This is a genomic window from Hydrogenophaga sp. PML113, from assembly GCF_001777155.1.
In the GTDB taxonomy this organism is placed as follows: Bacteria; Pseudomonadota; Gammaproteobacteria; order Burkholderiales; family Burkholderiaceae_C; genus Hydrogenophaga; species Hydrogenophaga borbori.
The window spans coordinates 57324-77717 of record NZ_MIYM01000004.1 but is presented as its reverse complement, the minus strand read 5'-3'; the positions used below and the strand labels follow the sequence as shown (position 1 = coordinate 77717).

Here is a 20394-nt window from a genome sequence, read left to right as displayed (position 1 = left end):
TTTGTGGTGGAGACGAGGAGGATCGAACTCCCGACCTTCGCATTGCGAACGCGACGCTCTCCCAGCTGAGCTACGTCCCCACGAATCGCGCATTCTAGCGAATCTTTTGTCAGGCCATTCCGTTGCGGCTGGCGAGTTCCACGAACAGCGCGGAGTGGTCGAGGTCGGACAGGCCGTGGTCCGCCGCCTCGGCGAACAGGCGCTCGAACAGCGCGGTGATGGGCGCCTCGAAGCCGATCTCTTTCGCCGTGCCGAGCGCGTTGCGCATGTCCTTCAGCTGCACCGCCATCGCGGCGCGCTTGCCGAAGTCGCGCTCCACCATGCGCTGGCCGTGCACCTGCAGGATGCGGCTGTCGGCGAAACCGCCGGTGATGGCCTGGCGCACCTTGGCCATGTCGGCGCCGCCCTTCTCGCACAGCAGCAGCGCCTCGGCCACGGCGCCGATGGTGATGCCCACGATCATCTGGTTGGCCAGCTTGGCGAGCTGGCCCGAGCCGTGCGGGCCCACGTGCGTGACGCGGCCCAGCACCTCCAGCACGGCGCGCGCGCGCTCCACGTCGGCCGGTTTGCCGCCGGCCATGATGGCCAGGGTGCCGGCCTCGGCGCCCACGGTGCCGCCCGAGACCGGCGCGTCCAGGTGGTGCACGCCCAGCGCGGCCAGGCGGGCCGCGTGGTCGCGCGCCTGGCGCGGCTGGATCGACGACATGTCGATCACCAGGCTGCCACGGGGCAGGGCCTCGGCCACGCCCTGGCGGAACAGCACGTCCTCCACCACCTCGCCGTTTTCGAGCATGGTGATGACGATGTCGGCGCCTCGCACGGCGTCGGCGGCCGTGTCGGCCACGCGCGCACCCAAGGGCGCGAGACGCTCGGCCTTGGTGCGCGAGCGGTTCCAGGCGCCCACGGCGCAGCCGGCTTCGCACAGGCGCCGGCCCATGGGGAAGCCCATCAGGCCGATGCCGAGCATGGCGACGGCGTGGGAGGGAGTGGTTGCCGGGGCGGCGGGGGAGTCGGTCACGGTGCGTGTCCCTTCAGGGCAGGGCGCGGAGGCGGTGTTCGGGCAAAAAAAATCGCGGTCCCCGGCTCGCGCCGAGGACCGCGCAAGTGGACCGGCTATCGAGATAGCTGGGGACCACGGAGTTGAACGGTGTCGTCCTCGGCGGGTTCGGCCGAGGCGTGGGCGATCTGCTCGGCCAGGGTGCCGCAGGCATTTTCGGCGTGTTCGGCGATGAGCGATTCGGCCCCGTCCGCGTCGCCCTGGGCGATGGCGCGGGCAATGGCCTCGTGTTCGTCCCACACGGGCTCGCGCAGGTGCTCCAGCTGCAGCGCCAGGCCCATGGCGCGGCGGATGTGCTGCCAGTGCAGCAGCGCGCTCTGCTCAATCAGCGGGTTGCCGGCGGCGCGGTAGATGGCGGTGTGGAAGGCCAGGTCGGTGTCGATCAGGGCCTTCACGTCGTCACGGCGCTCGGCGGCGCGCCCGGCCTTGAGCACGGCCGGGTCGATGACGGTGCGCTGCTGGGCGGCCAGTCGCACGGCCAGGCGGTCCAGCGCCACGCGCACCTGGTAGACCTGGGCGATCCAGCGCCCGTCCAACGGCGTCACCTGCAGGCCGCGCACGCGGCCGGGGTCGCCGCTGGTCTGGGGCGCGTCCTGCACGAAACCGTCCTTGCGCAGCAGGCGCAGGGCCTGCATCACCGGCTGGCGCGACACCGCGAAGCGCTCGGCCAGCTCTTCCTGGCGGATGCGCTGGCCCGGCCGCAGCGCGCCCGAGCTGATCGCGTCGAGCAAGGCCCGGTAGACCTGGTCGGCCAGATCGGGCGTCGATTCGATCCTGAACAACTGCGCGGTCATGGGGGCGGGCGTGTGGTGCGAATTCTGTATACGGAATTCGCGCAGCATACCCCAGGCGGTGCCGGCGCCAGCGTCCCCAGAGGGAATACCCCAAGCCCCCATGACACAATCGCCCGCCATGCAATCGCCCTTCCCCCGAGACCCGGCCTGGCTGGACCGCGAATACAACAACCGCGCCCGGGTGCCCGAGCACCCGGCGTACTTCGAGCGCTGGGCCCGGGACTCGAAGCAGGTGCGCGAGCGGGGTGGGGCGCTGATCGATCTGCGCTATGGGCACGGGCCCGCCGAACAGCTGGACGTCTTTCCGGCCCAGGGGGGCGCCGGCGGCGCCGCGCCGGTGCTGTTCTTCATCCACGGCGGCTACTGGCGCGCCCTGGACAAGTCCGACCACTCCTTCCTGGCGCCACTGTTCCAGCGCCTGGGCGTGTGCGTGGTGATGCCGAACTACGCGCTGTGCCCGGCCACCACCGTCCCGGGCATCACGCTGCAGATGGCGCAGGCCCTCGCCTGGACGCACCGCCACATCGCGGTGCACGGGGGTGACCCGAGCCGTATCACGGTGGCGGGGCATTCGGCGGGCGGTCAGCTGGCGGCCATGATGCTGGCCTGCCGCTGGCCCCAGGTGGGCGCCGACCTGCCCGCCGCACTGGTGCGCAATGCGCTGTCGGTGTCCGGCCTGTTCGATCTGGAGCCGCTGCGCCTGGCGCCGTCCTTGCAGTCCTCGCTGAAGCTCACGCCGGACCAGGTGCGCAAGGCCAGCCCGGCGCGCCTGCCCTCGCCCGGGCTGCGGCAGGGGCGCGGCGAGCTGGTGGCCGTGGTCGGTGGCCAGGAAAGCGGCGAGTACCACCGCCAGAACCACCTCATCCGCGAGGCCTGGGGCGCCGAGGTGGTGCCGGTGTGCGAGGCACTGCCCGGCCTGAACCACTTCAGCGCGCTGGACGCGCTGGTCGCGCCAGACCACCGCCTGCACACGCTCGCGCGCCACTTGCTGGGCGTGTGAGGCGCATCGCCCCCGAGCTGCCGCGGAACCGGCTTTGCCGGGCCGCGGGCGCCACTCCGTCGAGGGGGACGCGCGAAGCGCGGCGGGGGTGGGGCACGAACTACATCAAGAGGTGCTCGCCCGCGTTGTCCCCGCCCAGGATGACGTAGTTCACCTTGCGGATGTCCAGCAGCTTGGTGCCGCCGGCGTAGCTGATGGAGCTTTGCACGTCCTGCTCCATCTCGATCAGCGTGTGCGCGAGCGGGCCCTTGATCGGCTCCAGGATGCGCTTGCCTTCCACGTGCTTGTACTCGCCCTTGTTGAAGTCGCTGGCCGAGCCGTAGTACTCCTTGTAGAGCACGCCGTCGACTTCCACCGTCTGGCCCGGTGATTCCTCGTGTCCGGCGAACAGCGAGCCGATCATCACCATGCTGGCGCCGAAGCGCACGCTCTTGGCGATGTCGCCGTGGCAGCGGATGCCGCCGTCCGCGATGATGGGCTTGGTGGCCACGCGCGCGCACCACTTGAGCGCGCTGAGCTGCCAGCCGCCGGTGCCGAAGCCGGTCTTGAGCTTGGTGATGCAGACCTTGCCGGGGCCGATGCCCACCTTGGTCGCGTCGGCGCCCCAGTTCTCCAGGTCGATCACCGCCTCCGGCGTGCCCACGTTGCCCGCGATCACGAAGGCCTTGGGCAGCTTTTCCTTCAGGTAGCCGATCATCTTCTTCACGCTGTCGGCGTGGCCGTGCGCGATGTCGATGGTGATGTACTCGGGGCACAGGCCCTGGGCCACCAGGGTGTCCACCGTGGCGTAGTCTGGCGCCTTCACGCCCAGCGAGATGGAGGCGAAGCTGCCCTTGGCCTGCATCTCGCGCACGAAGGCCACGTTGTCCAGGTCGAAGCGGTGCATGACGTAGAAGTAGCCGTTCTGCGCCAGCCAGGTGCAGATGGACTCGTTGACCACCGTCTTCATGTTGGCGGGCACCACCGGCAGGCGGAAACGCCGCCCGCCGAGCTCCACGCCGGCGTCGCACTCCGAGCGGCTTTCCACGCGGCACTTGCGCGGCAGCAGCAGGATGTTGTCGTAGTCGAAAATTTCCATTGAAACCAAGCTCCAGAAAGCTGTTGTCGAACAGATGAGCGCTTGGCCTGGCCGGTTCTCTTGCCGCGGCGGGCAAAAAGAAACCGGGCGCAAGAATCTTGGGCCCGGTGCGCGATTCTAGACCGATGGCCCGTCCCCCGCCCGGTATGGGGTCCATATGCCCCCACGTATGGACCGGCCACCGCGCGGGCGCTTTCTACAATCCCTCGATGCTCCTGGACACCGCCCCGAATCCCTCGCCGCTGGTCGCCGGCCTCAATGCCGAGCAGGCCGCCGCCGTCACCCTGCCCGCCGAACACGCGCTCATCCTCGCGGGCGCCGGTTCGGGCAAAACGCGCGTGCTCACCACGCGCATCGCCTGGCTGCTGCAAACGGGCCAGGTGGGGCCGGGCGGTGTGCTGGCCGTGACCTTCACCAACAAGGCGGCGAAGGAAATGGTCACGCGCCTGTCGGCCCTGCTGCCGGTGAACGTGCGCGGCATGTGGATCGGCACCTTCCACGGCCTGTGCAACCGCTTGCTGCGCGCGCACCACCAGCTCGCGGGCCTGCCGGCCACCTTCCAGATCCTGGACACCCAGGACCAGCTCTCGGCCATCAAGCGCCTGTGCAAGCAGTTCAATGTCGACGACGAGCGCTTCCCGCCCAAGCAGCTGCAGTACTTCATCGCCGGTTGCAAGGAAGACGGCCAGCGCCCGCGCGACGTGCCCGCGCGCGACGAAGAGACGCGCAAGAAGGTCGAGCTCTACGCGCTGTACGAGGAGCAATGCCAGCGCGAAGGCGTGGTCGATTTCGGCGAGCTGATGCTGCGAAGCTACGAGCTGCTGCGCGACCAGGACGCCATCCGCGCGCACTACCAGCGGCGCTTCCGCCACATCCTGATCGACGAGTTCCAGGACACCAACAGGCTGCAGTACGCCTGGATCAAGCTGTTCTCGCCCCCCCCCATGGAAGGCCTGGACGTGGCCGTGGGCAACGCGGTGTTCGCTGTGGGCGATGACGACCAGAGCATCTACGCCTTCCGCGGCGCGCGCGTGGGCAACATGGCCGACTTCGTGCGCGAGTACCGCGTGCAGCACCAGATCAAGCTTGAGCAGAACTACCGCAGCGTCAGCAACATCCTGGACGCCGCGAACCACCTCATCGGCCACAACCAGCGCCGCCTCGGCAAGAACCTGCGCACCGACGCGGGCGCGGGCGAGCCGGTGCGCATCAACGAGTCGCCCAGCGATTTCATCGAGGCGCAGTGGGTGGTCGACGAGATCAAGTCCCTGGTGCGCGAGGAAACGCCGCGCAGCGAGATCGCCATCCTCTACCGCAGCAACGCGCAGAGCCGCGTGATCGAGACCGCGCTGTTCAACGCCGGCCTGCCCTACCGCGTGTATGGCGGCCTGCGCTTCTTCGAGCGTGCCGAGATCAAGCACGCCCTGGCCTACCTGCGCCTGATCGAGAACCCGCGCGACGACACCAGCTTCCTGCGCGTGCTCAACTTCCCGCCGCGCGGCATCGGCGCGCGCAGCGTGGAGCAGCTGCAGGACGTGGCGCGCGCGGCCGGCTGTTCGCTGCACGACGCGGTGAGCGCGGTCACCGGGCGCGCGGGCACGGCCATCGCGGGCTTCGTCGCCAAGATCGACGTGATGCGCGAGCGCAGCGAGGGCAGCCACCTCAAGGGCATCGTCGAGCTGGTGCTGGAGCACAGCGGCCTGGTGGAGCACTACCGCCAGGAGCGCGAAGGCCAGGAGCGCGTGGAGAACCTGGAGGAACTGGTCAACGCGGCCGAGAGCTTCGTGATGCAGGAAGGCTTCGGCCGCGAGGCCGTGGCGCTGACGCAAAGCCCGGCCAGCCAGGGCCTGGACCTGAACGCCCCCGTGCTCGACGAGCCCCTGGCCCCCGACGCCGACACCGGCGAGACCCTGAGCCCGCTCGCCGCCTTCCTGTCGCACGCCGCGCTCGAATCGGGCGACAACCAGGCCCAGGCCGGACAGGACGCGGTGCAGCTCATGACCGTGCACGCGGCCAAGGGTCTGGAGTTCGACTGCGTCTTCATCGTCGGCCTGGAGGAAGGCCTGTTCCCGCACGAGAACGCCATGAGCGACCGCGACGGCCTGGAAGAGGAGCGCCGCCTGATGTACGTGGCGATCACGCGCGCGCGCCAGCGCCTGTACCTGAGCCATTCGCAGACGCGGCTGCTGCACGGCCAGACGCGCTACAACCTCAAGAGCCGTTTCTTCGATGAATTGCCCGAGCACTGCCTGAAGTGGCTGACGCCGCCGCAGCCTTCGGGCTGGGGCGGCACGGGCAGCGCGGGCTGGGGTGGCCACCGCGCGCTGGGCACCCCGGTGCCGCAGCCGGCGTGGTCGCCGGCCTGGAAGGCCGCCAGCGCGCCCGCGCCCGAACCCGATCGCGGCACGCCGATCAAGAGCGGCATGGCGGTGTTCCACAACAAGTTCGGCGAGGGCAAGGTGCTCGCGGTGGAGGGCGCGGGCGATGACGCGCGCGCGCAGGTGAACTTCCCGCGCCACGGCACCAAGTGGCTGGCGCTGAGCGTGGCCAAGCTCACGCCCATCGAATAGGCCAGCAACCAGGCCGTCGAGGCGGCCTGGTTGCTCGGGCGTTCGCGCTGGGCTGGCCGATGCCTGGCCCGGCCCGGCGTTGGGCCGGTTCCCCTACCAGCCCGCGAACACGTCCTCGGCGATGCCGAACGAGGTGCTGGCGCCGGTGCCGCTGGTCACCAGCACCAGGCGAAGGTGGTCGGCCGGCGCGTGGATGAGCGCGTCGGCGCCGTGGCCCGTCGGGTAGACACCGGTCCAGCGCTCCACCACCTCACAGCGGCCCAGCCCGACCACCTCGTGCAGGTGGCCCAGGATGCGATCGTCCACCGCCTCGCTGGCGAAGGGCTCGGGCGTGGCGTGCGGGTGGTGGGAATCGCCCACCACCAGTGTTCCGTCGGCGCTCTGCACGGCGATCAGGTGGATGCCGTCGTCCAGGCTTTGGCTGCATTCGGCGCGCAGTTGCTCCCGCAGTGGCGCCGAACTGGCGAGGTCGGCGTAGCCGTGGTAGCGCACCAGGCTGAGGTCGCTCATCACCGCCGCGCCCAGCCGCCAGCCGGCCGGTGGGCGCACGCGCAGCATCTGCAGACGCGTGAGCCCCAGTGCGTGGTCGGGCAGCAGGCGCCGCGCTACGCCATTGAGTTCGGTGCCGGGACAGACCACGATGCGCTCGGCCGTCCACTGGCCTTGCGCGCCGTGCACCGTGGACCCCTCGATGCCCAGAACCTCCTGCCCCCAGAAGAAGCACACGCCCTGCCCCTGCAGCCAGCGCGCGAGGGCGGGGATGGCCTCGCGCGACTCGACGCGCAGCTCGTGTGGGCTGTACAGCGCGCCCGCTGCACCGCGGGACTTGAGCGAAGGCATGCGCCCGCCCCAGGCCTCGCCGCGGTGCAGTTCACAGGCCTCGCCCATCTCGGTGCCGGCGAACTCGGCCAGCACGTCCAGCGCCCGCGCGCGCTGGGCCACCACCCACAGGCCCTGGTGCACCACCGGGATGCCCGCCTGGGGCGCCAGCTCGGCCCAGAGGTCGCGCGAGCGCCGCGCGCGCCGCCAGGTGTCGCCGGCGCGCTGGCCGGTCACGGTGACGAAGCCGAAGTTGCGGATGGAGGCGCCCACGCAGCGGTGGTCGCGCTCGATCAGCGCCACGCGCAGGCCGCGGCGCAGCCCCATCCAGGCATGGGCGAGGCCGGCGATGCCGCTGCCCACCACGATCAGGTCGAAACGCTTGTCGGTCACGGGAAAGGCGAAGGGGATGCTTCGAATGGACGTCGGGGCGTCATGTTGATTGCACACAATGAAAGCCCGTTGACAGTTCCACCCGCATGAACCCCTCCTTCGACTCACTCTGGGCGCTGTTGGCCGCGCGCGGCCACGAGCGCTACACCGGCGAACCCGTGACCCATCTGGAGCACGCCCTTCAGACCGCCGATCTGGCGCGCCGCGGCGGCGCGGGCGAGGCCCTGGTGGTCGCCGCGCTGTTGCACGACGTCGGCCACCTGATCCATGGCGTGGCGGGCACGCCCAGCGCCGCCGGCGTCGACGACCGCCACGAAGCGATCGCCGCCGACGCGCTGGGGCGCCTGTTCGGCCCCGCCGTGAGCGGGCCGGTCGGGCTGCACGTGATGGCCAAGCGGCGCCTGTGCGCCGATCCGCGCTACCTTCGGGCCCTGTCGGACGATTCGCGCCGCAGCCTGGCGCTGCAGGGCGGTCCGCTGGACGCCGCGGGCTGCGAGGCCTTCGACCGCCTGGCCCACGCGCAGGACGCGCTGCGCCTGCGCCGCTGGGACGACGCGGCCAAGCGGCCGGCGCGCGAGGTGCCGCCGCTGGACACCTACCGGGCGATGGCCGAGGCGCTGCTGCGCTGAGCCCGGGGCTGGCCAAAAAAAGGCCCTCCGGTCAGATGACCGGAGGGCCCGCAGGGTGCGATGGCGAGCGGCTTCAGGCGCCGATCACCCCGCCATCGTTCTTCGTCGTGCCAACCGCGTCGTGCTGGCTGGCTGGGTTGCGCGCCATCGTCCGTGGCTGGCGTGACGGGCGCATGACAGGGGCTGGGGGCGCTCAGGCTGGCCGCGCCAGCAGCGGCCGGCCCATGCAGATGGACGCGCCCGGCGCGACCCCGGGCGCGAGCGTGAAGCCCGGCGGCGCCAGCACGACGATGGTGGAGCCGTGTTCGAAGTGGCCCATCTCCTCGCCGCGCGCATAGGCCGTGTCGCAGGGCAGCTCGTCGGGGCCGCGGTAGCGCGTGTTGAGCGGCAGCGGCAGGGCGCGCAGGCGCAGGCTGGCCACCAGGATGGCGGCCACGGGCACCAGCAGCAGCGGCGTGCCGTCGGCCAGGCGGGTGAACAGCGCCGCGCGCTCGTTGCGGCAGAACAGGCGCTCCACGCGCTTGAGGGCGATGGGGTTCACGTTCCAGGTGTCGCCGCTGAAGTGCGTCACGTGCTCCAGCGTGAGCGCCTCGGGGGCGTGGAAGCGGTGGTACATGGCCGAGGTCAGGCGCAGCGTCACGAACTGGCCGCCGCGCAGGGTGGCGATGGCCGCCTGCGCGCGCGGCGAATCGCCGAGCAGGTCGGTGAGCGCGTACGGAAAGCCCTTGGCCTGGAACACCTGGGCGCAGGGGTCTTCGCCAATGCGCCCGCTGGCGCCGACGATGGCGTCGCAGGGGCTGACCAGCACCGACGGGGTGGTGTCGACGGGCCGCGCACCCTCGCGCAGCTCGCGCGTGAAGCAGTCGTGCAGGCTGTCGAAGCGCGGCTTCTTCGCGTCGCTCAGGTCGAGGTCGGTGAAGGCCTTCCACACCGCCATGGACGCGTCGCGCACCAGGGGCTGTCGGATCCGGCTGAACCAGCCCATGAAGCGCGTGAGCGCCAGGCGCGGCACGCGGTTGGTGAGCAGGAAGTTCAGGTCTTCGCTGAGCGCGAGGCGGCGCAGCTGGCGTTGCACAAGGCCGTGGGGATTCTGTCGCAGGGCTTTCATCGTTGGGTCATCCGGGGGCCATACAAGAGCGGGAACACCACGACGCCCCGAACGCCATGTCCCTTCTGCCTTATGCCTTGCCAGCCGGTTCGCTCCTGCTGGCCTTGCCGTACCTGAAACAGCGCCTCGAGCTCTCGCGCGCCAAGCACCGCTCGCTGGCGGGCCACTCGCGCTGGGCCAAGCGCCTGGCGGGCTGGTTGCCGGGCTACGCCTTCGACGAGCGCCGCTTCTTCCAGGCCGACGGCGCCGACGACGCGCTGGCCGCGCGGCGCCGCGCGGCCTTCGACGCCCTGTGCGCGGGCTACGCCCAGCGCTACGAACGCTCGCTCGCCCTGACCGCCGACGCGCGCGAGGGACTGGCCGACCTGCAGCTCACCGGCGCCTACCGCGTGCCCTTTCCCTTCAGCCCCTACCTGCGCGAGCGCCTGAAGGTCGGCGCCTTCGTGCGATCGGCCGATGGCCTGGAGGTGGAGGACCTCGATGGCAACCGCTTCCTCGACCTCACGGGCTCCTACGGCGTCAACGTCTTCGGCGTGGACTTCTACAAGGCCTGCATGGAAGAGGGTGCGACCATCGGCCTCGAACTGGGCCCGGTGCTGGGCGCCTACCACCCGGTGGTGGCGGACAACATCGCGCGCCTGAAGGCGATCTCGGGCCAGGACCAGGTGTCCTTCCACATGAGCGGCACCGAGGCCGTGATGCAGGCCGTTCGCCTGGCGCGCTACCACACGCGCAAGACGCACCTGGTGCGCTTCTGCGGCGCTTACCACGGCTGGTGGGAGGACGTGCAGCCCGGCCCCGGCAACCCCATGCCGCCGCGCGAAACCTACACGCTCAAGGACATGGACGACAAGAGCCTGCGGGTGCTGCGCACGCGCCGCGACATCGCCTGCGTGCTCATCAACCCCTTGCAGGCCCTGCACCCGAACCGCAACGCGCCGGGCGACTCCACGCTGATGACCGGCCTGCGCCACGCGGGCTATGACCGCGAGGCTTACACGCGTTGGCTCCAGCGGCTGCGCGAGGTCTGCACCGAACGCGGCATCGTGCTGATCTTTGACGAGGTGTTCCTGGGCTTTCGCCTGGCGCCCGGCGGCGCTCAGGCGTACTTCGGCGTGAAGGCCGACCTGGTGACCTACGGTAAGTCGGTCGCGGGTGGTTATCCGGTGGGCGTGGTCTGCGGCCGCGCCGATCTGATGAAGCGCTTCCGCGCCGAGCGCCCCGCCGACCTGTGCTTCGCGCGCGGCACGTTCAACGCGCACCCGCACGTGATGGGCGGCATGCACGCCTTCCTGCGTCGCCTGGAAACGCCCGAGCTGCGAGCGATGTACGCCGGCAGCGACGAACGCTGGAACGCGCGCCGCGAGCGCTTCAACGCCACCATGGCCGACGCCGGACTGCCGGTGCGCGCGGCGAATCTGCACAGCGTGTGGACCTTGGACTACACGCAGCCGGGCCGCTACCACTGGATGTTCCAGTACTACCTGCGCTGGCATGGCCTGGCCTTGAGCTGGGTGGGCACGGGGCGGTTCATCTTCGCGCTGAACTTCGACGACGCGGCCTTCGATGAGGTGGTGCGGCGTTGCGTGGCGGCGGGCCGGGACATGCAAGCCGCCGGCTGGTGGACGCTGCCCGCGGGCGTGGACGCCCAGGCGATCGGCAAGCAGCTGCGCAGGGAAACCCTGTCGGCGATGTTGCGCCAGAAGGGTTGAGCGCTCAGCGGCCCCGGGCCCGTGCGAGGCGTTCGGGCGCAAGGCAGCGAACACCCGCCCCTCACAGGAAGTCAGCGGCGCCCGACGCCCGGGTCGATGAGCTGGCCCTTCATCAGGTACAGCGGCGCCTTGTGGTACAGCTTGATGTCGTGGAACGGGTCGGTGAGGATCTTGGTGGCCCACACCAGGCCCGTCTGGATGTCCTGCAGGAAGAACAGGTGGATGGTGCGGAACAGCAGGCCACCGATGCCCAGCCCCAGCCACAGCGTGCCCACGTGGCGCGTATAGCCCCAGTGGTCCTGGTGCGCCTCGAACAGGCCCATCACCGTCGGGTCGATCCAGACCAGCACCGGCACCAGCGCCCACAGGCTCATGAGCACCACCTTGCGCTGCAGGTTGTAGCCCACCTTGATCTCTTCCTTGTGCTCGTGCGTGGCCTGGTTCACGTGGTCGTAGCCCTTGGGCTCGAAAAAGAAATGGCCGGCCTGGCGCGAGGTCATGGAGACCAGCCAGGCGATCAGCGCGGAAATCACGGGATCGAACCACAGCATCACGTACGCGACCACGAAGCTGATCGCGCTCACCAAATGCAGCGACTGGTTGATGCGGCTGTGGTGGTAGTAGCGGTGGTCGTCCCAGCGCTGGATCTCCAGGGTCTTGAAGAAGTCGTTCAAGGCGGTCTCCGTCGGCAATGAGGAAGCGGGTGAAAGAAGGGGAAAAGCGGCCGCATGGTGGTTGCCGCGCGTGACGGCGCGGTGACATCGCCGGTGTGTCACCGCGCGGGCACGCACGCGTCACGCCGCTGTCGCGGTGTCATCAATCTGCCGCGAAGCCGCCGCACCATGCCCCCCATGTCCGACACGAGCGCCGAAACGATCCTGGTGGAGGCCTTCCCGGCGGCCCGCCCGTCCCTGCGGCTCGCCGTGGTGACGGAGACCTGGCCGCCCGAGATCAACGGCGTGTCGCTCACGCTGTCGCGCCTGGTGCAGGGCTTGCGCGCGCGCAACCACGAGGTGCAGCTCATCCGCCCGCGCCAGACGCGCGAGGACGCCGCGCGCAGCGACCCGGGGTTTCATGAGGTGCTCATGCGTGGCATGCCGATCCCACGCTACCCCGAACTCAAGCTCGGCCTGCCCGGCAAGGGTGCGCTGGTGCGCGCCTGGACCTTGAGGCGGCCCGATCTGGTGCACATCGCCACGGAAGGCCCGCTGGGCTGGTCGGCCCTGCAGGCGGCGCGCCGCTTGCGCCTGCCGGTCACGTCCGACTTCCGCACCAACTTCCACGCCTACAGCCAGCACTACGGCGTGGGCTGGCTCAAAACGCCCATCGTGGCCTACCTGCGCAAGTTCCACAACCTCACGCGCTGCACCATGGTGCCCACGCAGAGCCTGCGCGCGGAGTTGCAGGCCATCGGTTTTCGCAACGTCAGCGTGGTGGCGCGCGGCGTCGACACGCAGCGGTTCAACCCCGCGCGGCGCAGTGCCGCGCTGCGCGCCAGCTGGGGCGCCGGCGACGGCACCCTGGTGATGGTGGCCGTCGGCCGTCTGGCGGCCGAGAAGAACCTGGGCGTGGTGCTGCAGGCCTACGAGGCCATGCGCGCGCAGAACCCCGACGTGAAGCTCGTCTTCGTGGGCGACGGCCCGCAGCGCGCGGCCCTGCGCCAGCGCTGCCCCGAGGCCCTGTTCGCTGGCATGCGGCGCGACGAGGACCTGGCCGCGCACTACGCCAGCGCCGACCTGTTCGCCTTCGCGAGCCTGACCGAGACCTTCGGCAACGTCACCATCGAGGCCCTGGCCAGTGGCCTGCCGGTGCTGGCCTTCGACACCGCGGCGGCGGGCGACTGGGTGCGCGGCGGGCACAACGGCTGGCTGCTGCCGGTGGACGACGAAGCCGCCTTCGCGCGCCAGGCCGCGCTGCTGGCGCGCGACCCGGCGCTGGTGCGCACGGCCGCGTCGCAGGCGCGCGCGCAGGTGGCGGCGCTGGACTGGCGGCACATCGCCGGCCAGGTGGAAGGGATCTTCCTGCAGACCGTGGGCTGGCCGCACGCGCTGCCCGAGGGCTGGAGCCCGTCGCTGGCACTCTGAGCACCGCCCGCGGTCCGCTCGAGTGCCATGCCATCAGATTCACGAGGTTTTCACGAGGCCTGCGTAGCCTTTCCGCCTGTCGCATTTCCCAACCCCACAGGACATTCCATGACCCTCGACTTCGATAGCGAAGACCTGCCCACCAACACCAGCCAGAACGAGCACTTCCAGAACGTGGTGAACCGCGCGGTCAACCGCCGCGGCTTCCTGTTCAAGACCGGTGTGGGGGCCGCTGCCGTGGCCTTCCTTTCCGCTGGCCTCGCGGGCTGCGGCGGCGGCGGCGACGCCGACCCGACGCCCGCGCCGCCCGCGGCCGACCCCGACCTGCTGGGCTTCACCGGCATCGCCATCGGCACCGACGACAGCGTGCACGTCGCCCCGGGCTACACGGCCTCGGTGCTGGCGCCCTGGGGCACGCCGCTGTTCTCCAGCGGCGCGGGTTCGACCTGGGCCGGCGACGCCAGCGAAGACGCCGCCGCGCAGGCGCGCCAGATGGGCGACAACCACGACGGCATCCACTACTTCGCCCTGGCCGGCCGCAGCGACGAAGGCCTGCTGGTGATGAACCACGAGTACACCAACCCGCAGTACCTGTTCACCGACGGCGTGGTCAACAGCCTGGACGACGCCAACAAGGACCTCAACGCGCACGGCGTGAGCGTGGTGCACATCCGCCGCACCGCCGGCGTGTGGAACATCGTGCTGGACTCCACCTACAACCGCCGCATCACGGGCGATACGCCGATGCAGCTGACCGGTGCCGCCGCCGGCCACGCGCTGCTGCAGACCACGGCCGACGCCACCGGCACCGTGGCGCTCGGCACGCTGAACAACTGCGGCAACGGCTTCACCCCCTGGGGCACCTACCTGACCTGTGAAGAGAACTTCAACCAGTACTTCGGCACCACCAACACCGCGGTCCCCGGCATGACGCGCAACGCCAACCAGCTGCGCTACGGCCTGGCCGGCGCCGGCACCTCGCGCAAGTACGAGCAGTACCACGACCGCTTCGACTGGCAGAAGGAGCCCAACGAGGCCAACCGCTTTGGCTGGATCGTCGAGATCGACCCCTTTGACCCGGCCTCCATGCCCAAGAAGCGCACCTCGCTGGGCCGCATCAAGCACGAGAACGCCGCCTACGCCATTGCCGCCGACGGCCGCGTGGTGGTCTACATGGGCGATGACCAGGCCAACGACTACATCTACAAGTTCGTGACCGCCGGCCACTACATCGAAGGCGACACCGCCAACAACCGCGACCTGCTCGACACCGGCACGCTGTATGTGGCCAAGTTCAACGCTGGCGCCGTGGCGAACGACATGATGGGCACCGGCGAGTGGATGCCCATGACCACGGCCAACCCGGCCCTGGCCGCCTACGCCACGCAAGCCGAGATCCTGGTCAATACGCGCCTGGCGGCCGACGCCATGGGGGCCACGCCCATGGACCGCCCCGAGTGGGTGGCGGTGCATCCGCAGACCCAGGAGGTCTACGTCACGCTGACGAACAACTCCGGCCGTTCGACGACCGACGACGCCAACCCGCGCACGGCCAACGTCTACGGCCAGATCATCCGCTGGCGCGAGACCGGCGGCGACCCGACGGCCCTGACGTTCGAGTGGGACCTGTTCGTGCTGGCCGGCAACCCCACCATCGCCCAGGCCAATCCCTTGAACAAGGGCTCGGCCAACGTGACCAGCGACAACACCTTCAACAGCCCCGACGGCCTGGGCTTCGACCGCGATGGCCGCCTGTGGATCCAGACCGACGGCAACTACAGCAACACCGGCAACTACGCCAACCAGGGCAACAACCAGATGCTGTGCGCCGATCCGCGCACCAAGGAAATCCGCCGCTTCTTCGTCGGCCCCGTGGAGTGCGAGGTGACGGGCCTGAGCTTCACGCCCGACAGCAAGACGCTGTTCATCAACATCCAGCACCCGGGCGAGGGCGGCAACAGCCACTGGCCCGAGGGCGGGGCGGCGCTGCCGCGCTCGGCCACCGTCGTCATCACCAAGGACGATGGCGGCGTGATCGGCACCTGATCCGGCGCTCGCGCCAGAACACAGCCCGCACCGTTGGCCGGTGCGGGCTTTTCTTTTGGGGGCGCCCGCGGCGGGGCTCAGGCCGAGCGGGAAGCGTCCGGCTCGGGCGCGTCGAAAGCGAAGCTGTCGCGCACCGTGAACCACAGCGAGGTGTGGAACATCGAGGCCATGAACAGCACGATGGGGTAGACCACCACCTGCATCACCTCGGGCCCTCCGACGATGGAGCCCAGCATGCCCAGGAGCAGGCCGGTGAGCATGAACACCACCGTCCAGCCGGCGACGAAGAGCAGCATCGCGCCCCTGTTGCTCCAGCAGGCCACCAGGCTGAAGAACAGGCTCTTGGCCGGCGGCACGCCGTGCCAGAACACCAGCGCCGGCGCGTGCCAGAAGGCCATCAGCACGGGCAGGTAGGCCAGCAGGGCCGCCCACAGGCCGGGGCGGCCGACGGCGGCGCCCACCATTTCGGGCGTGACCTCGGCGGTGCCCTCGGGCAAGGGGGTGGGGGCACCGTCCGTGAACAGCGCGCCGACGCCCATCACCAGGAACAGCGCCACCGCATACATGGCGCCCAGCAGCAGCATGCCGCGCCGGCGCTCGGTGCCGCCCCGAAAGGCCGTGAGCAGCAGCGAAGGCATGGGGAAGCGGCCTTGCTCGGCCTCGCGCGTGGCGGCCATCAGGCCCAGCGTGGCCGCAGGCACCAGCGCCGCTGCCACCGCCGTGCCCAGGATGGGCACGATGGACAGCACCGAGACCAGGGCCATGAACATGAAGAACAGGCCCGACATCGCCAGCGGCTGGCGCAGGAAGGTGCGCATGCCGAGCTTGACCCACAACCAGCCCAGGCTGGCCTTGTTGACCTGGAGCTTCATGCGGCCAAGGCCTCCGGCGCCGCGCTCGCCGCGGGCGCGTTCGGCAGGCGGGCGCGCAGCACGCGCTGGAAGTGGCCCGGGTCGTGCGCCTGCAGCATGGCGGCCTCGCGCGGCAGGTGCAGGTCCCACAGGCGCGACAGCCAGAAGCGCAGCGCGCCCGCGCGCTGCATGGCGGGCAGCAGGCGGCGCTCGGCTGGCGTCAGCGGACGCACGCTTTCGTAGGCCGAGAGGAAAGCCTGCTCCAGCGCGGGCTCGGGCTGGCCGTCGGTGTCGCCGCCGTGGCGCACGCACCAGTCGTTCAGGCACACGGCGATGTCGAACAGCCAGGTGTCCACGCCGGCGAAGTAGAAGTCGAAGACGCCGCTGACCGCGCCGTCCTCGAACATCGCGTTGTCGCGGAACAGGTCGGCGTGGATGGGGCCGCGCGGCAGGGCCAGGTAGGCGCTGCTCTGCGCCACATGGTTCTGGTAGGCCAGCTCGGACTGCAGCAGGGCGGCCTGGGCGCCGTCGATGAAGGGCAGCACCACGGGCACGGTCTCGTTCCACCAGGGCAGGCCGCGCAGGTTGGGCTGGCGGCGCTCGAAGTCGCGGCCGACCAGGTGCAGGCGGGCCAGCAGCGCGCCCACGGCGGCGCAGTGCACGGCCGTGGGCGCCAGCTCGCTGGCGCCGCGCAGCTTGTCGACCACGGCGGCGGGCTTGCCCTGCACGCGATGCAGGATCTCGCCCTGGGCGTCGGCCGCCGGCTCGGGCACGGGGATACCGTGCGTGGCCAAGTGCTTCATCAGGTGCAGGTAGAACGGCAACTGCTCGGCGCTCAGGCGCTCGAACACGGTGAGCACGTGCTCGATCGTCTGGCCGTCGCGTTCGCTGGTGACGAAGTAGTTGGTGTTCTCGATGCCGCCCTGGATGCCGCGCAGCTCGGTGAGGGTGCCCAGGTTCAGTCGTTCGATGAGGGCGGCGGCTTCGGCGAACGGGACCTCGGTATAGACGGCCATGTCAGAAGTTGAAGAGGCGCCAGCTGCTGCGGCCGCTGTTGCCCGAGGGGCGGCCCGCGGTTTCGCCGGGGGTGTTGGCGGCGCCGCGCGGCTGGATTTCATAGGCCGGCGCGCCGTTCTTGGGCTGCACCTGGATGGATTGGGTCTGGCCGTCCACGCGCAGCTCGTCGATGCGGGTGAGCGCGTCCTCGTGGGTAATGCGCTCGATGCGGTCGCCCGGGGCGCGCTGCAGCGGCACGGACTCGGCCGGTGCGGGCTGCTGCGCCAGGGCCGGCGCGGCCAGCGCGGCGAGCAGGACCGCGCGCAGAAGGGAAGGGGTGGAGGCCATCCGCGCATTGTAGGCACCGGGGTGGTCCCGCGTGGCATGGGCCCGCCGCCGGCGCGGCCTTCCCCCACAATGTCGGGATGACCCAGGACGCCACCCGAACCCTGCTGCTGATCGACGGATCGAGCTACCTCTACCGCGCCTACCACGCCATGCCCGACCTGCGGGCCGTGCCCGGCGACCCGACGAGCCCCGCCACCGGGGCCATCCGGGGCATGATCAACATGGTGCAGAGCCTTCGCAAGGAAGTGCCCGCGCTGTTCGCCGCCTGTGTCTTCGACGCCTCGGGCCCGACCTTCCGCGACGCGATCTACGCCGAGTACAAGGCCCACCGCAGCCCCATGCCCGAGGACCTGCGCGCGCAGATCCCGCCCATCCACGAGGTGGTGCGCCTGCTGGGCTTTCCCGTGCTGGACGTGCCCGGCGTGGAGGCCGACGACGTGATCGGCACCCTCGCCCACACGGCGGCGGCGCAGGGATTCGACGTCATCGTCAGCAGCGGCGACAAGGACCTGGCCCAGCTCGTCAACGAGCGCATCGCCATCATCGACACCATGAGCGGCAAGCGCCGCGACCTCGCGGGCGTGCAGGCCGAGTTCGGGGTGCCGGCGCACCTGATGGTCGACTACCAGACCCTGGTGGGCGACGCGGTGGACAACGTGCCGGGCGTGGACAAGGTGGGTCCCAAGACCGCCGCCAAGTGGCTGATGGAGTACGGCTCGCTGGACGCGCTGGTGGCGCGCGCTGGCGAGATCAAGGGCGTGGCCGGCGAGAACCTGCGCAAGGCCCTGGACTGGCTGCCCACGGGGCGCCAGTTGCTGACCATCAAGACCGACTGCGACCTGAACGGCTTCGTGCCCGGCCTGCCCGCGCTGGACGCGGTTCGCCTGGGCGAGCCCGACCACCAGGCCCTGCAGGCCTTCTACGACAAGTACGGCTTCAAGTCGCTCGCCGCCAAGGCGGCGGCGGGCCAGGAGGCGCCGGTGGCGCCGGGCTCGACCGCCGTGGCGCCCGGTGCCACCGAAGGCCTGTTCGATGACCCGCCCGCGCCCACGTCCGGTGCAGCGCGCCCCGCGCTGAGGTACGACACCATCCTGAGCTGGGACCTGTTCGACACTTGGCTGGCGCGCCTGCAGGCGGCCGAGCTGACCGCCCTGGACACGGAAACCACTTCGCTGGACGAAATGGTGGCCGAGATCGTCGGCATCTCCTTCAGCGTGACGCCGGGCGAGGCGGCCTACATCCCGCTGCGCCACGCCGGCCCTGACGCGCCCGAGCAACTGCCCTTCGACGAGGTGCTCGCCCGGCTCAAGCCCTGGCTGGAGGACCCCATGCGGCCCAAGCTGGGCCAGCACGTCAAGTACGACCGCCACGTCTTCGCCAACCACGGCATCGAGGTGCGCGGCTACGAGCACGACACCATGCTGCAAAGCTACGTGCTGGAGGTGCACAAGCCGCACGGCCTGGAAAGCCTGGCCGAGCGCCACACCGGCCGCAAGGGCATCAGCTACGAGGACATCTGCGGCAAGGGCGCGCACCAGATTCCCTTCGCCCAGGTGGACGTGGCTAAGGCCGCCGAGTATTCCTGCGAGGACAGCGACCAGACCCTGGACGTGCACCGCGTGCTGTGGCCGCGCCTGCAGGCCGATGAGAAGCTGAGGTTCATCTACGAGCTGGAGATGGCCAGCAGCGAAACGCTGTACCGGGTGGAGCGCAACGGCGTGCTGATCGACGCGCCCACGCTGGCCGCGCAGAGTCACGAACTGGGCCAGCGCATCGTGGCGCTGGAGCAGGAGGCGTATGCCATCGCCGGCCAGCCCTTCAACCTGGGCAGCCCCAAGCAGCTCGGCGAGATCTTCTTCGACAAGCTGGGCCTGCCCGTCATCAAGAAGACCGCCACCGGCGCGCGCAGCACCGACGAGGAGGTGCTGGAAAAGCTCGCCGAGGACTACCCGCTGCCGGCCAAGATCCTGGAGCACCGCGGCCTGTCCAAGCTCAAGGGCACCTACACCGACAAGCTGGCGCAGATGGCCAACCCGCGCACCGGCCGCGTGCACACGCACTACGCGCAGGCCGTGGCCGTGACGGGGCGCCTGTCCAGCAACGACCCGAACCTGCAGAACATCCCCATTCGCACGCCCGAGGGCCGGCGCGTGCGCGAGGCCTTCGTGGCGCCGCCGGGCAGCGTGATCGCCAGCGCCGACTACTCGCAGATCGAGCTGCGCATCATGGCCCACATCAGCGAGGACGCGGCCCTGCTGCGCGCCTTCCAGGAAGGCCAGGACGTGCACCGCGCCACCGCGGCCGAGGTGTTCGGCGTGGAACTGGAGCAGGTCAGCAGCGAGCAGCGCCGCTACGCCAAGGTGATCAACTTCGGCCTCATCTACGGCATGAGCGCCTTCGGCCTGGCCAAGGCCCTGGGCATCGACAACACGGCGGCGAAGAACTACATCCAGCGCTACTTCGAGCGCTTCGAGGGCGTCAAGCGCTACATGGAGCAGACGGTGGCCTCCGCACAGAAGAAGGGCTACGTGGAAACCGCCTTCGGCCGCCGCCTGTACCTGCCGGAAATCAACGGCGGCAACGGCCCGCGCAAGAAGGCGGCCGAGCGGCAGGCCATCAACGCGCCCATGCAGGGCACCGCGGCCGACCTCATCAAGATGAGCATGGTGGCCGTGCAGGCCGCGCTGGACGACCAGGAGCGCCGCACCAAGATGATCATGCAGGTGCACGACGAACTGGTGTTCGAGGTGCCCGCGGACGAGGTCGATTGGGTGCGCAGCGAAGTGCCGCGCCTGATGGCCGGCGTGGCCGAACTGCGGGTGCCGCTGCTGGCCGAGATCGGCGTCGGCCCCAACTGGGACAAGGCGCATTGACCACGAATCCCTCGCCGCGCTTCGCGCGACCCCCCA

The 20394-nt window shown here is 70.3% G+C and carries 16 protein-coding genes and 1 tRNA gene; 7 read left to right on the top strand and 10 right to left on the bottom strand.

Annotation, left to right across the window (positions count from 1 at the left end; all coding sequences use genetic code 11):
- Positions 1-4: 4 nt before the first annotated feature.
- The 3 genes from BHU06_RS08835 to BHU06_RS08825 form a co-directional block, all read right to left on the bottom strand.
- Positions 5-80 (bottom strand) — tRNA-Ala (locus tag BHU06_RS08835).
- Positions 81-109: 29 nt separating this feature from the next.
- Complete coding sequence (locus BHU06_RS08830; RefSeq protein ID WP_070398816.1) at positions 110-967, bottom strand: NAD(P)-dependent oxidoreductase; 858 nt, start codon at positions 965-967, stop codon at positions 110-112.
- A 146-nt stretch (positions 968-1113) separates the two neighbouring features.
- Positions 1114-1851, bottom strand: a complete 738-nt coding sequence (locus BHU06_RS08825) for a GntR family transcriptional regulator (RefSeq protein WP_070398815.1) — start codon at positions 1849-1851, stop codon at positions 1114-1116.
- 118 nt (positions 1852-1969) lie between these two features.
- On the opposite strand from BHU06_RS08825, the gene BHU06_RS08820 reads away from it, so the two are divergent.
- Positions 1970-2851, top strand: a complete 882-nt coding sequence (locus BHU06_RS08820; protein ID WP_070398814.1) for an alpha/beta hydrolase — start codon at positions 1970-1972, stop codon at positions 2849-2851.
- Positions 2852-2951: 100 nt separating this feature from the next.
- Here BHU06_RS08820 and BHU06_RS08815 read toward each other — a convergent pair whose 3' ends face one another.
- Entirely contained in the window at positions 2952-3929 is a 978-nt protein-coding gene (locus BHU06_RS08815) for a GMP reductase (protein ID WP_070398813.1), read from the bottom strand.
- Positions 3930-4138: 209 nt separating this feature from the next.
- On the opposite strand from BHU06_RS08815, the gene BHU06_RS08810 reads away from it, so the two are divergent.
- The gene (locus BHU06_RS08810; protein WP_070398812.1) at positions 4139-6499 is read left to right on the top strand and encodes a 3'-5' exonuclease; all 2361 of its coding nucleotides are present in this window, start codon (positions 4139-4141) and stop codon (positions 6497-6499) included.
- 93 nt (positions 6500-6592) lie between these two features.
- Here the strand turns inward: BHU06_RS08810 and BHU06_RS08805 are convergent, their stop codons facing one another.
- Positions 6593-7711: a TIGR03364 family FAD-dependent oxidoreductase gene (locus BHU06_RS08805; RefSeq protein WP_083293129.1), complete on the bottom strand. Its 1119-nt coding sequence runs from the start codon at positions 7709-7711 to the stop codon at positions 6593-6595.
- A gap of 86 nt (positions 7712-7797) precedes the next feature.
- Between BHU06_RS08805 and BHU06_RS08800 the strand changes: the two genes are divergently transcribed.
- Positions 7798-8340: an HD domain-containing protein gene (locus BHU06_RS08800; protein ID WP_070398811.1), complete on the top strand. Its 543-nt coding sequence runs from the start codon at positions 7798-7800 to the stop codon at positions 8338-8340.
- 193 nt (positions 8341-8533) lie between these two features.
- Here the strand turns inward: BHU06_RS08800 and asd are convergent, their stop codons facing one another.
- Positions 8534-9448, bottom strand: a complete 915-nt coding sequence (asd, locus tag BHU06_RS08795; protein ID WP_070398810.1) for an archaetidylserine decarboxylase — start codon at positions 9446-9448, stop codon at positions 8534-8536.
- A 56-nt stretch (positions 9449-9504) separates the two neighbouring features.
- On the opposite strand from asd, the gene BHU06_RS08790 reads away from it, so the two are divergent.
- Positions 9505-11160 carry an aminotransferase class III-fold pyridoxal phosphate-dependent enzyme gene (locus BHU06_RS08790; protein ID WP_070398809.1) on the top strand — a complete coding sequence of 552 codons (1656 nt, stop codon included), beginning with the start codon at positions 9505-9507 and terminating at the stop codon, positions 11158-11160.
- 71 nt (positions 11161-11231) lie between these two features.
- Here the strand turns inward: BHU06_RS08790 and BHU06_RS08785 are convergent, their stop codons facing one another.
- A complete protein-coding gene (locus BHU06_RS08785; RefSeq protein ID WP_070398808.1) occupies positions 11232-11834 on the bottom strand; it encodes a hypothetical protein in 603 nt (200 codons plus the stop codon).
- Positions 11835-12002: 168 nt separating this feature from the next.
- On the opposite strand from BHU06_RS08785, the gene BHU06_RS08780 reads away from it, so the two are divergent.
- Positions 12003-13244 (top strand): glycosyltransferase family 1 protein, encoded by a 1242-nt coding sequence (locus tag BHU06_RS08780; RefSeq protein ID WP_254668141.1) that lies wholly within the window; start codon positions 12003-12005, stop codon positions 13242-13244.
- Between the two features lie 108 nt (positions 13245-13352).
- On the top strand, positions 13353-15290 hold the full coding sequence (locus tag BHU06_RS08775; RefSeq protein ID WP_070398807.1) for a PhoX family phosphatase: 1938 nt from the start codon (positions 13353-13355) through the stop codon (positions 15288-15290).
- A gap of 77 nt (positions 15291-15367) precedes the next feature.
- On the opposite strand, the gene BHU06_RS08770 is transcribed toward BHU06_RS08775, so the two are convergent.
- Genes BHU06_RS08770 through BHU06_RS08760 form a run of 3 tightly spaced genes read right to left on the bottom strand, consistent with a single transcriptional unit; the run spans position 15368 to position 17485 of the window.
- A complete protein-coding gene (locus BHU06_RS08770; RefSeq protein WP_070398806.1) occupies positions 15368-16162 on the bottom strand; it encodes a BPSS1780 family membrane protein in 795 nt (264 codons plus the stop codon).
- Positions 16159-17157 (bottom strand): homoserine kinase, encoded by a 999-nt coding sequence (locus BHU06_RS08765; protein WP_070398805.1) that lies wholly within the window; start codon positions 17155-17157, stop codon positions 16159-16161. Before BHU06_RS08765 ends, BHU06_RS08770 begins: the two co-directional genes overlap by 4 nt.
- A gap of 1 nt (position 17158) precedes the next feature.
- Complete coding sequence (locus BHU06_RS08760) at positions 17159-17485, bottom strand: hypothetical protein (protein ID WP_070398804.1); 327 nt, start codon at positions 17483-17485, stop codon at positions 17159-17161.
- A 77-nt stretch (positions 17486-17562) separates the two neighbouring features.
- On the opposite strand from BHU06_RS08760, the gene polA reads away from it, so the two are divergent.
- Positions 17563-20358: a DNA polymerase I gene (gene polA, locus BHU06_RS08755; protein ID WP_070398803.1), complete on the top strand. Its 2796-nt coding sequence runs from the start codon at positions 17563-17565 to the stop codon at positions 20356-20358.
- The last annotated feature ends 36 nt before the right edge of the window (positions 20359-20394 follow it).